Source organism: Cypionkella sinensis (genome assembly GCF_042646385.1).
Classification (GTDB): domain Bacteria; phylum Pseudomonadota; class Alphaproteobacteria; order Rhodobacterales; family Rhodobacteraceae; genus Cypionkella; species Cypionkella sinensis.
In genome coordinates, this window is the sequence record NZ_JBHRTO010000001.1 from 927,768 (window position 1) to 940,795 (window position 13,028).

General features: G+C 62.3%; 12 protein-coding genes. 9 read left to right on the forward strand and 3 right to left on the reverse strand.

What is annotated here, in order from left to right; genetic code table 11:
• Positions 1-102: 102 nt before the first annotated feature.
• Complete coding sequence (gene ndk / locus ACFOGH_RS04620; protein ID WP_380071894.1) at positions 103-525, reverse strand: nucleoside-diphosphate kinase; 423 nt, start codon at positions 523-525, stop codon at positions 103-105.
• 157 nt (positions 526-682) lie between these two features.
• Here ndk and ACFOGH_RS04625 point away from each other — a divergent pair, with 157 nt between their 5' ends.
• The 4 genes from ACFOGH_RS04625 to ACFOGH_RS04640 are packed head-to-tail and all read left to right on the forward strand — an operon-like array spanning position 683 to position 4,236.
• Complete coding sequence (locus ACFOGH_RS04625) at positions 683-2,530, forward strand: ABC-F family ATP-binding cassette domain-containing protein (RefSeq protein WP_380071895.1); 1,848 nt, start codon at positions 683-685, stop codon at positions 2,528-2,530.
• A gap of 10 nt (positions 2,531-2,540) precedes the next feature.
• Entirely contained in the window at positions 2,541-2,993 is a 453-nt protein-coding gene (locus tag ACFOGH_RS04630; RefSeq protein ID WP_380071896.1) for a DUF2267 domain-containing protein, read from the forward strand.
• A gap of 56 nt (positions 2,994-3,049) precedes the next feature.
• On the forward strand, positions 3,050-3,667 hold the full coding sequence (locus ACFOGH_RS04635) for a MarC family protein (RefSeq protein WP_380071897.1): 618 nt from the start codon (positions 3,050-3,052) through the stop codon (positions 3,665-3,667).
• On the forward strand, positions 3,664-4,236 hold the full coding sequence (locus ACFOGH_RS04640) for a retropepsin-like aspartic protease family protein (protein WP_380071898.1): 573 nt from the start codon (positions 3,664-3,666) through the stop codon (positions 4,234-4,236). Before ACFOGH_RS04635 ends, ACFOGH_RS04640 begins: the two co-directional genes overlap by 4 nt.
• 143 nt (positions 4,237-4,379) lie before the next feature.
• On the opposite strand, the gene ACFOGH_RS04645 is transcribed toward ACFOGH_RS04640, so the two are convergent.
• Both ACFOGH_RS04645 and ACFOGH_RS04650 read right to left on the reverse strand, forming a co-directional pair.
• A complete protein-coding gene (locus ACFOGH_RS04645) occupies positions 4,380-4,847 on the reverse strand; it encodes a DNA polymerase III subunit chi (RefSeq protein ID WP_380071899.1) in 468 nt (155 codons plus the stop codon).
• A gap of 40 nt (positions 4,848-4,887) precedes the next feature.
• Positions 4,888-6,360, reverse strand: a complete 1,473-nt coding sequence (locus ACFOGH_RS04650; RefSeq protein WP_380071900.1) for a leucyl aminopeptidase — start codon at positions 6,358-6,360, stop codon at positions 4,888-4,890.
• A 128-nt stretch (positions 6,361-6,488) separates the two neighbouring features.
• Between ACFOGH_RS04650 and lptF the strand changes: the two genes are divergently transcribed.
• Genes lptF through pdxA form a run of 5 tightly spaced genes read left to right on the forward strand, consistent with a single transcriptional unit; the run spans position 6,489 to position 13,017 of the window.
• Positions 6,489-7,610 carry an LPS export ABC transporter permease LptF gene (lptF, locus tag ACFOGH_RS04655; protein ID WP_380071901.1) on the forward strand — a complete coding sequence of 374 codons (1,122 nt, stop codon included), beginning with the start codon at positions 6,489-6,491 and terminating at the stop codon, positions 7,608-7,610.
• Positions 7,607-8,692 (forward strand): LPS export ABC transporter permease LptG, encoded by a 1,086-nt coding sequence (lptG, locus tag ACFOGH_RS04660; RefSeq protein ID WP_380071902.1) that lies wholly within the window; start codon positions 7,607-7,609, stop codon positions 8,690-8,692. Before lptF ends, lptG begins: the two co-directional genes overlap by 4 nt.
• Complete coding sequence (locus ACFOGH_RS04665; RefSeq protein ID WP_380071903.1) at positions 8,692-10,824, forward strand: LPS-assembly protein LptD; 2,133 nt, start codon at positions 8,692-8,694, stop codon at positions 10,822-10,824. Before lptG ends, ACFOGH_RS04665 begins: the two co-directional genes overlap by 1 nt.
• A 28-nt stretch (positions 10,825-10,852) precedes the next feature.
• Positions 10,853-12,052, forward strand: a complete 1,200-nt coding sequence (locus ACFOGH_RS04670; protein WP_380071904.1) for a peptidylprolyl isomerase — start codon at positions 10,853-10,855, stop codon at positions 12,050-12,052.
• Positions 12,049-13,017 carry a 4-hydroxythreonine-4-phosphate dehydrogenase PdxA gene (pdxA, locus tag ACFOGH_RS04675; RefSeq protein ID WP_380071905.1) on the forward strand — a complete coding sequence of 323 codons (969 nt, stop codon included), beginning with the start codon at positions 12,049-12,051 and terminating at the stop codon, positions 13,015-13,017. Before ACFOGH_RS04670 ends, pdxA begins: the two co-directional genes overlap by 4 nt.
• Positions 13,018-13,028: the final 11 nt, after the last annotated feature.

Consider the following 13,028-nt stretch of genomic DNA (forward strand, 5'->3'; position numbering starts at 1 on the left):
AGATGGGAAGGGATTTCATGGCGGCAACGTCCCATCCCGCAGGCATAAAAAAACGGCCTGCATCCATCACAGACGCAAGCCGTCGATTTTCAGATCGCCAGATCAGCCGACCAGTTCAAGGCCCGAGAAGAAGAACGAGATCTCGCGCGCAGCCGAAGCTTCGCTATCCGAACCGTGGACCGAGTTTTCGCCAACCGACAGCGCGAACTCTTTGCGGATGGTGCCCGCGTCAGCGTTTGCCGGGTTGGTCGCACCCATCACTTCGCGGTTTTTCGCGATGGCGGATTCGCCTTCCAGCACCTGCACCACAACCGGCTCCGACGCCATGAACTCGCACAGCTCGCCGTAGAAGCCGCGCTCTTTATGCTCGGCATAGAACGCGCCAGCTTGTGCGGGCGACAAATGAATGCGCTTGGATGCAACAACGCGCAGGCCAGCGTCTTCGAATTTGGCAACGATCTTGCCGGTCAGGTTGCGCTTGGTTGCATCGGGTTTGATGATCGACAGGGTGCGTTCGACGGCCATGTGGCTCTCCATTACTGGGGGCAAAATCGCCCCGAAATTCATGAGCCGCCTGCTATCACGGGCAAGTCCGCTTGAAAAGCCGTCAACAGCGCGCCAAAAGCACCGCCACAGCCCTTCCCCGGTTGACGCCGCCCCCCGCATCGGGCAATCCCCGCCCATGCTGAAAATCGAAGACATCACCTATTCCGTCGAAGGCCGCCCGCTGTTTGAGGGCGCTTCTGCCACGATTCCCACCGGCCACAAGGTTGGCCTTGTCGGTCGCAATGGCGCGGGCAAAACCACGCTGTTCCGGCTGATCAAAAAGGAACTGGCGCTGGAAAGCGGCGACATCTCCATGCCCTCGCGCGCCCGCATCGGCGGGGTGGCGCAAGAGGTGCCCTCGTCCTCGACCAGCCTTCTCGACACCGTGCTTGCCGCCGATACCGAACGCGCCGCCCTGCTGACGGAATCAGAATCCGCCACCGACCCGCACCGCATCGCCGAAATTCAGCACCGCCTGAACGATATTGATGCATGGTCTGCCGAGGGTCGCGCCTCAAGCATCCTCAAGGGCCTTGGCTTTGATGCCGAAGCCCAACTGCGCCCCTGTTCCGATTTCTCGGGCGGCTGGCGGATGCGGGTGGCTTTGGCCGGTGTTCTGTTCTCGCAGCCCGATTATCTGCTGCTGGACGAGCCGACCAACTACCTCGACCTCGAAGGCGCGCTCTGGCTGGAAAGCTACCTGCAAAAATACCCCCATACCGTGCTGATCATCAGCCACGACCGCGGCCTTCTGAACCGCTCGGTCACGGGGATTCTGCATCTGGACAACAAAAAGCTGACCTATTGGTCCGGCCCCTACGATCAATTCGCCCGCCAGATGGCCGAACGCCGCGCCGTCTTGCAGGCCGAGGCCCGCAAACAAGACGCCAAGCGCGCCCACCTGCAAGCCTTCGTCGATCGCTTCAAGGCCAAGGCCTCAAAAGCCGCCCAAGCCCAGTCCCGCGTGAAAATGCTGGAAAAGATGGAGACGATCACCGCCCCCGAGGATGCCAAAAAGGTGGTGTTCACCTTTCCGGTGCCGGAAGAACTTTCGCCCCCCATCATCAATATCGAAGGCGCTGCCGTCGGCTATGGCGGCCCGCCGATCCTGAAAAAGCTGTCGCTGCGCATTGATCAAGACGACCGCATCGCTCTGCTTGGCCGCAATGGTGAGGGTAAATCGACGCTGTCGAAACTGCTTGCGGGCAAGCTGGTGGCCTCGGAAGGCCGCATGGTGCAATCGTCAAAACTGCGTATCGGCTATTTCGCACAGCATCAGGTCGATGAACTCCACATCGACGAAACACCGCTGCAACACGTCATGCGCCTGCGCCCGGCCGAGGGCCAACCCCGCCTGCGCGCACGTTTGGCAGGCTTTGGCCTGATGGCCGACCAGGCCGAAACCGCCGTCGGTCGTCTGTCCGGTGGCCAGAAAGCCCGCCTTTCGCTGCTGCTCGCCACCATCGACGCGCCGCACCTTTTGATCCTCGATGAACCGACCAACCACCTCGACATGGAAAGCCGCGAGGCTTTGGTCGAGGCGCTGACAGAATACTCCGGCGCCGTGGTGCTGGTCAGCCACGACATGCACCTGCTGGGGCTGGTCGCGGACAGGCTGTGGCTGGTCAAGGGCGGCGCGGTGCAGCCCTACACCGAAGATCTCGAGGCATATCGCCGTCAGCTTCTGGCGGGCGACGAAGAAGCCAAACCTGTGAAAGTGGTCGAAAAGGTCAAGAAGGTCAGCCAGGACGAGATCAAGGCCCTGCGCGCCGAGGTCCGCAAATCCGAAGAGCGTCTCGACAAACTGAACGAGATGCGCGACCGTCTGGCCAAGAAACTCGCCGATCCCGCGCTCTACGAAGACGCCCGCAAGGGCGAACTGGAAACCTGGAACAAGAAATACGCCGAAGTGATGGAGGCGCTGGACCGCGCCGAAGCCCTCTGGCTGTCCGCGCAAGAAAAACTGGAAGCCACCAAGGGCTGAAAAAATGCCGATGCCATGGACCTACCGTCAAGCAACGCGGGAATGGCAAGCCTTTCTAGAGGATGCGAAGGCAGCGATTGGAACGCCCACCGATCACAGCACTTTCACGGCGGTGGAAGGCGTGCTGCGCGCCTTTCGCAACCGGCTTACACCGCAACAGGCGATTGATTTTGCCCAGATACTGCCCGCTGTTCTGCGAGCATTGTTCGTCGCTGACTGGCGGCTTGATGCCCAGCCCCTGCCCGCGGGCACCCGCGTCGACTGGACTACAGAAGCAAAAAGCCTGCGGCCTCACCACAACTTGGCCCCCGACGGCTGCGTCGCTGGTACTGCGTTGGCGCTGCGGCAATCCGTCCATCGCGCCGATCTAGAGCGAGTCTTGCGACACCTGCCTGCTTTTGCCACCGAATTCTGGAGCGTTCCAAGCGTCGACACCACCAGCCTCGGCCCACGGATTGTTTAGCGCACAAGCCCGCGAAATGGCTTGCCCTTGTTTGGTTCCTGCCCCTAACCTGAAGCATGGACACCGCTTTTCTGATCACCGCCTTTGCCACCCTGTTCGTGGTGATCGACCCGCCGGGGATCGTGCCGCTGTTCATCGCCCTCACCCAAGGCATGAGCCCCGACCATCGCCGCCGCATGGCGCGGCGGGCCTGCGTCATCGCCTTTGTCCTGCTGACGCTGTTTGGTCTGCTGGGAGAGGCTTTGCTGGGTTTCATCGGCATTTCCATGCCCGCCTTCCGCATTGCGGGTGGCATTTTGCTGTTCTTGACCGCGTTGGATATGCTGTTCGAACGCCGCACCCAGCGACGCGAGGGCCAGCAGGCCGACCCGGATCACGACCCATCGGTGTTCCCGCTTGCCACCCCGTTGATCGCCGGACCCGGCGCGATTGCCACGATGATCCTGCTGGTCGGCAAATCCGGCGATGGCTGGCTGGGCACGGTGGCAGTGCTGGGCTTGCTCGCAGTGATGATCGTGGCGACCTATCTGTTCCTGCTCGCCGCGCCCTACCTTGAACGTCTGTTGGGCCGCACCGGAACCATCGTGATCACCCGGCTTTTGGGGATGCTGCTGGCAGCGCTGTCGGTGCAGTTTGTGATTGATGGCGTGAAAGGCACCGGGTTGATCGGATGAATGGCGAAGATTTCGGACGGCTGGCCTATCTTGCGCTGCTGCTGGCGGCGGTGGGCGGCTGGATCATGGTGGAGTATCGCCAGCGCCTAGGGCAAGCCTTGCGGGTTGCTGTGGCTTGGGGGTTGATCTTTGTCGGCGTCATGGCGGGCTATGGGCTTTGGCACGATCTGCGCCGCGATATTCGCGCCGATCAGGTTGTGGGCACAGACCGGATCGAGGTTCCCCGCGCTTCGGACGGGCACTATTATCTGCGCCTGACGGTAGACGGGCACGAGATAGAGTTCATGGCCGATACCGGCGCGACCGGAATCGTGCTGTCACCGGATGATGCCAAGGCGGCCGGGATTGATTTGGGCGGGCTTGATTATCTAGGTCAGGCCGAGACGGCCAATGGGGTGGTTCGGACTGCCCGGATTTCATTGGACAGCGTGGTTCTCGGGCCGTTTGAAGATCGCGGGGTCACGGCTTTTGTGAATGAAGCCGCGATGCAGGGCTCGCTTTTGGGGATGGATTATCTGGGGCGGTTTTCGATTCAGATCACTGGGGATCGGATGATCCTGACACGGTGATGCGTGAGGCATGCCATCATCAATGCGCCGTCCCGGACTTGATACGGGGCCTCCGACAATCCCAACCAGAGGCCCCGGATCAAGTCCGGGGCGGCGGGGCGCTCGGGTCGGGCCAATAGCACAGCCCCACGCCGCGCAAGCCCTTAGGCCCTTGCCGCCTTCTCGGTCTTTTTCTCCCACCGCCCGCTTTCCTCTGACCAGTATTGCGCAGCAAGGCCTGCGCTGGTCAGGGTGGTCCACAGCTTGCGGGCACTGTTGAGGGCGACCTCATCCGCACCGTCGAACAGCACCCAGACACGTTCCAGCGGGGCGGCTTCTTCTGGCGTGGTTTCAGCGCCGTCGATCAGCATCAGGCCCTGCGCAGCATTGGCAATCGCGCCCTGCCCCAGCAGGATCGGTTGATCGGCATCATGCGGGCCGCCAGCCAAGCCGTGCGGCAGAAAGCCGTCGTCGGATTGCGTCCAGAGTGCCATGTCCAGCGCCGCCAATGCAGCCTCATCCGTGCCGCGCAGCATGACGTTCCATCCTGCGGCCATGGCACGCGGCAGCAACAGTGCCATGGTTTCGGCAGGTGTCGAGCGGGTCAGGTGGTAGAACATCGCCACGCTCATCGCTGGGCGGGCCTTTGGCGTGGCGATGGGTCAGCGCGACTCATTTCGTCTCATACCGATCCTTGATCAGCCGGTTCAGCGCCATAACGCCCCAGCCGGTCGCCCCTTTGGGGGCAAGTGGGCTGTCGGTTTTCAGCAATGCGGTGCCTGCGATATCCAGATGGCACCACGGCGTTTCATCCTTGACGAAGCGGCGCAGGAATTGCGCGGCGGTAATCGAGCCGCCATCACGGCCGCAGGAATTGACGATGTCAGCCACGCGGGATTTCAGCTTGTCGTCATAGCCTTGACCCATCGGCATCCGCCAAGCGCCCTCGCCCTCCGCCCCGGCGGCTTTCAGGAATGCATTGCACAACGCATCGTCGTTTGAAAACACGCCAGTATTCTCGTGCCCCAATGCCACGATAATCGCCCCCGTCAGGGTGGCCAGATTGATCATGCCCGAAGGCTTGAAGCGTTCCTGCGCATACCAAAGCACATCGGCCAGCACGAGGCGGCCTTCGGCATCGGTGTTGATCACCTCGATCGTCACACCCTTCATCGAGCGCACCACATCGCCGGGGCGCTGGGCGCGACCATCGGGCATGTTCTCGACAAGGCCCACAAGACCCACGACATTGGCCTTGGCCCCCCGCAACGCCAGCGTTCGCATGACCCCTGCAACCGTGCCAGCACCGCCCATATCCATCGTCATGTCTTCCATGCCCGCCGCAGGCTTGATCGAGATGCCGCCGGTGTCAAACACCACGCCCTTGCCGACGAGGGCGAAGGGCGGTTGATCCTTCGGCCCACCGTTCCACTGCATCACCACCACCTTGGAGGGGCTTTCCGAGCCTTGCCCGACACCGAGCAGCGCGTTCATGCCGAGTTTGGCGAGTTGGTCTTCTTCGAGGATTTCCACCTCTAACCCCAGTTCCTGCATCGCGGCAAGGCGGGCGGCGAAATCGTCGGTGGTTAGGATATTGGCGGGCTCATTCACCAGATCGCGGGTGAAGAACACGCCTTCGGCCACGGCGGCCATCGGCGCGGCTTTGGCGGCGACGACTTCGGGTTCGGCGACGGCGATCACCACCGGGCCGGGGGCGGCAGGTTGGGTGGATTTGTGGGGGCTGAAATCATAGGCGCGCAGGGCAAGGCCGAACGACAGTTCAGCCGCCTGCGGATGCGCCTCGGCGATCAGCAAGGCTCCTGCCGGGGTCAGGCTGCGGGCGACGCTGGCGCCTGCGCGGCGGGCCTCGGTGACGGTCGCGCGGCGCGGCAGGCGGATCAGCTGCAAAGCATCGGCGGCAAGGCCTGCCGGGAAGGCCAGTTCCAGCCCGTCACCGGGTTTGAGTTTGCGGGCAGCCTCGGACGCCATCGCGCGGGCCAAAGCGCCCTTGGTCAGCGCGTTCAGCCGCCGGGCTGCAGGCGACGTGGGGCGGTCGGCATCAAACAACAGGGCGATGCGGCCGGTTTGTTGCGACAGATTTTCAAGGGTGAGGCTTTGGAACTGGATGGCGACGGGATGTGACACGGGGGCTCCGGAGTTGGGCAGCGTTGCGGCAGGCTAGCGAAGGGGCGCCGGGAAGGCCAGATAGCAGTTTTCCCCGCCGGGCTTTTCCGCTAGGTTCACGCCCAGATGATTTTGGCTTTGGGGCTGGTGTGGCAAGATTCGACCGCTATTTGCTATCGCAACTGCTAGCGCTGTTCGGGTTTTTCTCGCTAGTGCTGGTGGCGGTCTATTGGGTGAACCGCGCGGTTGGATTGTTTGATCAGTTGATCGGCGATGGCCAATCGGCGCTGGTGTTCCTGCAATTCTCGTTGTTGACGCTGCCGAATGTGATCCGGCTGGTGCTGCCGATTTCGGCCTTCATCGGTGCGGTTTATGTCGCCAACCGGCTGATGTCGGAATCCGAACTTGTGGTGATGCAGGCGACCGGATTCTCGGCATTTCGGCTGGCGCGCCCGGTGTGGTATTTCGGGCTGATCGTGGCGGGGATGATGCTGGTGCTGACGCATCTGTTGGTGCCCGCGAGCCGCAGTGCGCTGGCCGAGCGGTCCGAGGCGATTTCGCAAAATGTCTCGGCACGGTTTTTGAAGGATGGGCAGTTCATCCATCCCAGCGATGGCATCACGCTGTATATCCGCGAGATTGCCCCGACGGGCGAGTTGCTGGATCTGTTTCTGGCAGATGACCGCGTGGCGGATCAGCGGGCGATTTACACAGCGAAGAAAGCGTTTTTTGCGCGGACGGATTCGGGGCCAAAGCTGTTGATGGTGGATGGCATGGTGCAGTTTCTGGGAGCCAAGGCGCAACTTTCTGTCACGCGCTTTGCCGATTTCACCTATGATCTGGCGGGCCTGATGCAGGTTCCTGCCGCGCGGTCGCGCAATATGGCCGAGCTTCCAACGGCAGAACTGCTGGCCCCCACCGAGGCCTTGGCGGCAGAGGTGCGGCAGACGCAGGCCAGCATGATGTTTGAAGGCCACGACCGTATTGCCCAGCCCTTCATGGCGCTGGCGGCGGCGCTGATCGGGTTTTCGTCGCTGCTGCTGGGCGCGTTCAGCCGGTTTGGGCTGTGGCGGCAGGTGGGTGTGGCTGTGGTGTTGCTACTGGTGGTGCAGGCGATTGCGACGGTGGCGACGAGTGTGGGCGAAGATATGGCGGGCGGTTGGGCGTTGGCCTATGTGGCGCCGGTGCTGGGCACGCTGATCGGCATCACCGAATTGTGGCTGTCGCAGCGCCCGCGCCGGGTGCCCAAGCTTGCGGCGGTGACGGCATGACGCTGACCTTTTATATTGCGCGGCGGTTCCTGAAGATGTTCGGGCTGGTATTCGCGGTGTTCGCCGCGATCCTGCTGCTGATCGACGTGATTGATCAGTTACGCAAGGCCGGGGTCACTTTGGGTGGTGCCGCCTATCTGTCGCTGCTGAACGTGCCGGAAAGCCTGTATCAGATCTTGCCGCTGATCATGATCTTGACAGCGATTGCGCTGTTTCTGGGTCTGGCCAGATCATCGGAACTGGTGGTGGTGCGGGCGGCGGGGCGATCGGGGCTGCACTTTCTGGCAGCTCCGGTGGTGATGGCTTTGTTGATTGGTGCGGTGGCGGTTGCGGTGTTCAACCCCTTGGTGGCGGCGACCTCGAAAGCCTATGACCGTTTGTCGGCGCAGCGCGGGCAAGAAGGCTCGGTGCTGTCGCTGTCGGATGATGGCTTGTGGATGCGGCAGGGCAATGCGGCCGGGCAATCGGTGATCAAGGCGGTGCGCAGTGATCCTGATGGCACGACTTTGCAGGGCGTCACGGTGATCACCTTTGGCCCCGAAGGCACGCCGACGCAACGGATCGAAGCGGCCTCGGCGCAGCTTTTGCCCGGCGAATGGCTGCTGCATGGTGCAAAACGCTGGTCACTGACCGATGCCAACCCCGAGCAGACCGCGCTTGCCAGCGCCGTCGATCTGCGTCTGCCGACCGATCTGACAAAAGATCGTTTGCGCGATGGCTTTGGGGCGCCCTCGGCTGTGGCGTTTTGGGCGTTACCCTCGTATATCAAGGCGTTGGAGCGTGCCGGCTTTTCGGCCCGCAGTTATCAGGTGTGGATGCAGATGGAGTTGGCCTTGCCGGTCTTGCTTGCGGCGATGGTGCTTATTGCGGCCGGCTTTACCATGCGCCACGCGCGCTTTGGCAAAACCGGGCAGATGGTGCTGTTGGCGCTGCTGGGGGGCTTTCTGATCTTTTTCCTGCGCAACTTCGCGCAGGTTCTGGGGCAGAACGGCCAGATTCCGGTGCTTTTAGCCGCTTGGAGCCCGCCGATTGCCGCAGCCTTTCTGGCTTTGGGGCTGTTGTTGCATCTGGAGGACGGCTGATGCTGCGCGCGCTTAGCTTTATCGCCGCCCTGCTCTGCGCCCTGCCAGCTTTGGCGCAGGATAAGGCTACATTGATCGCCGATGCGCTGCAAATTCAGGACAACTCCACCCTGATCGCGCGTGGTCATGTCGAGATTTTCTATCAGGGCCAGAAACTGAGCGCGCAAAGCGTGACCTATGATCAAGCCAATGACCGGCTGGTGATCGAAGGCCCGATCGTGCTGACAGATGGCAAAGGCACGGTCATCTTGGCCAGTCAGGCCGAGATGAGTGCTGATTTCACCCAAGGCGTGCTGACGTCGGCGCGGCTGGTGTTGCAGCAACAGTTGCAACTGGCGGCGGCGGAGATTCAGCGGGTGAGCGGGCGCTACACAGCGATGCAGCGCGTGGTGGCATCCAGTTGCAAGATCTGCGCAGACAGTTCGACGCCGCTGTGGGAGATCCGCGCCCGCCGGGTGGTGCATGATCAGGCGGAACGGCAGCTGTATTTCGATCACGCGCAGTTCCGTTTGGGCGGTGTGCCGATCGCCTATATTCCGCGCCTGCGGATGCCTGATCCGACGCTGAAACGCGCCTCGGGCTTTCTGTTGCCCTCGCTGAAAAACAGCTCGAACCTTGGCACCGGGCTGATGCTGCCGTATTTCATCAAGATGGGTGACAGCCGCGATCTGACCGTCACACCCTTCTTCACCACCAAGGGCAGCCGCACCTTCAATCTGCGCTATCGTCAGGCATTTGACACTGGCGAGATCGAGATTTCGGGCGGCGTGTCGCGCGATGATCTGTTGCCCGGCAAGACCCGCGGATACGTCCTTGGTACGGGCGCATTTTCGCTGCCGCGTGGGTTCCGGCTGGATCTGCGCGTCGAGGCGGTCAGCGATCCGGCCTATATTCTCGATTACGACTACCCAACGGTCGACCGTCTGGAAAGCCGTGCCGAAGTAAGCCGGACCCGGCGCAATGAATACATCTCGGGGCGGTTGATCGCGTTCCACTCGATCCGCGATGGCGAGGACAATGCGGCCCTACCGTCTCGGGTGGCGGATCTGACCTATCATCGGCGGTTCACGCTGGGCGGTTGGGGCGGTGAGGGCGGCTTTGAATTGCAGGCGCATGGTCACGAGCGCACCTCGAACGATGCCGTGAATGACGGCGACGGCGATGGTATAGTTGATGGCCGCGACATGCAGCGTGTATCGCTACGCGCTGATTGGCGGCGGAATTTTCTGCTGGACAACGGCATGGAAGCGGCGGTGCTGGGTGAGGCTGCTGCGGATTTCTATCTGATCGGTCAGGATGCGATTTATGAGGGCAGTAAGACGCGCTCGCATGCCGCAGTCGGGGCGGAATTGCGCTGGCCGTGGATGAAATCTCAGGCCAATGGCGTGGCCCAGGTGATCGAGCCAGTGGTGCAGATCGTGATGGCCTCGCGCACCGGCAGCTCGATTCCGAACGAGGATTCGACGCTGGTGGAGTTTGACGAGGCCAATCTGTTCGACCTCAGCCGGTTTCCGGGTGCGGATGCGGTCGAAAACGGCACGCGGGCCAATCTGGGCATCAGCTATCTCCGGCTGGACCCGAACGGCTGGACGCTGGGCGTGACGGTGGGTCGGGTGCTGCGCGCGGATGATCTGGGGCAGTTCAGCGTCGGTTCGGGGCTGAATGGCACCAGTTCGGATTGGATGGCGTCGTGGCAGTTGGATATGGCTGGCTTCAATCTGGCCAACCGACTGCTGTTTGACGACAGTTTCAACATGACCAAAGCCGAGTTGCAGGCGGCCTACAGTGGCGATCGCTTCGCTGTGATCACCAATTACGTGCATACCGTGGCCGATCCGCTGGAAAACCGCCCCACACCGATTTCTGAATTGACGTTGGCGACAAGCTATCAGTTCAGCGACAACTGGACCGGACGTGTTGCCAGCCGCTATGATTTTGAGGCAGAGCGCGCGGCCAAGGCGGGGATGGGCGTGACCTTTCGCAACGAATGTCTGCTGGTCGATCTTTCTCTCTCGCGTCGGTTCACGTCCTCGACTAGTGTGAAGCCGACCACGGATTTCGGGCTTTCGGTGGAACTTCTGGGCTTTGGCGGCAGTTCTGCGCCGGGGCCTGCGCGCCAGTGTCGGCGCTAGGACAAGAAACGGACGACGGCAGGTGATCATGGTGCGACCCGCAGGTATAACGATGGTTCTGGCGCTGATGGCGCTAGTAGGGTTTGGGGCTGCCGCCAAGGCAGGACCGTTCACGCCCGTGAAGATCGTCAATGATCAGGTGATCACTCAGTTTGAGTTGGACCAACGCAAGCTGTTCATGCAGATTCTGCGCCAGCCCGGTGATCTGGACAAGGCCGCGATGGACACTTTGGTAGACGACCGTCTGCGGATGTCGGCGGCCAAACAGTTCGGTGTCAAGATCAGCCCTGAAAAGCTGAAGGCAGGGATGGAAGAGTTCTCGGCTCGGGCCAATCTGACGGCGGATCAGTTTATTCAGGCTATCGGCGAGGCGGGCGTGCAGCCCGAAAGTTTCCGCGATTTCGTTGAAGCGGGCCTTGTCTGGCGCGAGATCATCCGGGGTAAGTTTGCGCCCACCGTGTCGATTTCGGAAACCCAGATCGACCGCGCACTGGCCAATGGCAGGCCGATGGTTGCGCTGAAGGTGCGGCTTTCAGAGATCGTGATTCCAGCGGTCGGTGCAGGACGCACTGCGGCGCTGCAAAAAGCGGATCACCTGCGTCTGCTGTTGCGCGGTGGTGAAGATTTCGCAAGCTTGGCGCGGCAGAATTCCAGCGGGCCATCGGCTTCGCGCGGTGGAGCATTGGATTGGATGCTGCTGACCGCGCTGAAACCGGATGCGGCGAAGGCGGTGCGCAGTCTGTCGGCAGGTCAGGTCTCGGCCCCAGTGGTGCTGGACGACTCTGTCGTGATCTATCAGATGCAAGAGCAAAAGCAGGAAATGCTGGAACCGACCAGCGCCATCGTGGTGGATTATGCGGCGATCCTGCTGCCCGATGATGGCGTCTCGGCGGCCAAGGTGCGCGCCAAGGTGGATACCTGCAACGATCTTTATGCGCAGGCCAAGGGGCTTCCCGCGGATCGGCTTATCCGTGAAACCGTGCCGCAGGCGCAGGTGCCGCGCGACTTGGCAGGGCCACTGGCGCTGCTGGATGCCGGCGAATCCTCGACCACGGTGACGCGGGGCGGCTGGCGGGTGTTCCTGATGCTCTGCCGTCGTGGCCCTGCGGAAAACACGATGCCCAGCCGGGATGAGGTTAAGATCCAACTGACCAACCAGATTCTCGGGGCGCAGGCAGATATCTATCTGGAAGAACTGCGCACGGAAGCCATGATCCGCACGCCATGACTCTGGCCGTTGCGCTGACCTGCGGTGATCCGTCTGGCATTGGCCCGGAATTGGCGCTGGCGGCTCGGCAGGCCTTGGGTGACGCCGTGCCACTGTTCTGGATCGGTGATCCGCGCCATCTGGGATCGGATGCCTTCGCGGTGATTGATGATCCGACCGAGGCCGATCAAGTGCCAGCGCATCTGCTGCCGGTTCTGCCGCACCGCTTTGCCAGCCCCGCCTTGCCCGGCCAACCTGCGCCGGAAAATGCGGCGGGGGTGATCGAGGTGATCGAGCGCGCGGTGGCGCTGGTGCAAAGCGGTCAAGCCTCGGCGATCTGCACCGCACCGATCCACAAGAAAGCGCTGAAAGACGGGGCGGGCTTTGCCTTTCCCGGCCATACCGAGTTTCTGGCGCATCTGGTAGGGGTAGATCGGGTCGTGATGATGCTTGCCTCGCCCCTGCTGCGGGTGGTGCCGGTGACGATCCATATCGCGGTGGCCGACGTGCCGCAGGCGCTGACGGCAGAGCTGTTGGAGGCCACCATCCGCATCACCGACGCCGGGTTGCGCCGCGATTTCGGCTTGGCGCAGCCGCGTCTTGCGGTGGCGGGGCTGAACCCGCATGCGGGCGAAGGCGGTGCGATGGGGTCCGAGGAAATCAGCTTGATCACCCCGGTGCTGGAGCGGCTGCGCGCGCAGGGATTTGATCTGCGCGGGCCAGCCTCGGCGGATACGATGTTTCACGCCCGCGCGCGGGAAGGTTACGATGCGGCGATCTGCATGTATCACGACCAGGCCCTGATCCCGATCAAAACGCTTGATTTCGATGGCGGGGTGAATGTGACGCTAGGGTTGCCGTTCGTGCGCACCTCGCCCGATCATGGCACAGCTTATGATATTGCGGGCAAGGGCTTGGCGCGGCCAGACAGTTTGATTGCAGCGTTGAAGATGGCGCATGAGATGGCGGCGGCGCGGTTGGGGTAGCCCCCGGGGCG

Bases quoted from the DNA above. Each gene is read 5' to 3' on its own strand.
- lptG (WP_380071902.1), top strand. From the start codon at position 7,607: ATGACGCTGACCTTTTATATTGCGCGGCGGTTCCTGAAGATGTTCGGG.
- ACFOGH_RS04630 (WP_380071896.1), top strand. From the start codon at position 2,541: ATGCCATGGACCTACCGTCAAGCAACGCGGGAATGGCAAGCCTTTCTA.
- ACFOGH_RS04635 (WP_380071897.1), top strand. From the start codon at position 3,050: ATGGACACCGCTTTTCTGATCACCGCCTTTGCCACCCTGTTCGTGGTG.
- ACFOGH_RS04670 (WP_380071904.1), top strand. From the start codon at position 10,853: ATGGTGCGACCCGCAGGTATAACGATGGTTCTGGCGCTGATGGCGCTA.
- ndk (WP_380071894.1), bottom strand. From the start codon at position 525: ATGGCCGTCGAACGCACCCTGTCGATCATCAAACCCGATGCAACCAAG.
- ACFOGH_RS04665 (WP_380071903.1), top strand. From the start codon at position 8,692: ATGCTGCGCGCGCTTAGCTTTATCGCCGCCCTGCTCTGCGCCCTGCCA.
- ACFOGH_RS04640 (WP_380071898.1), top strand. From the start codon at position 3,664: ATGAATGGCGAAGATTTCGGACGGCTGGCCTATCTTGCGCTGCTGCTG.
- ACFOGH_RS04625 (WP_380071895.1), top strand. From the start codon at position 683: ATGCTGAAAATCGAAGACATCACCTATTCCGTCGAAGGCCGCCCGCTG.
- ACFOGH_RS04645 (WP_380071899.1), bottom strand. From the start codon at position 4,847: ATGAGCGTGGCGATGTTCTACCACCTGACCCGCTCGACACCTGCCGAA.
- pdxA (WP_380071905.1), top strand. From the start codon at position 12,049: ATGACTCTGGCCGTTGCGCTGACCTGCGGTGATCCGTCTGGCATTGGC.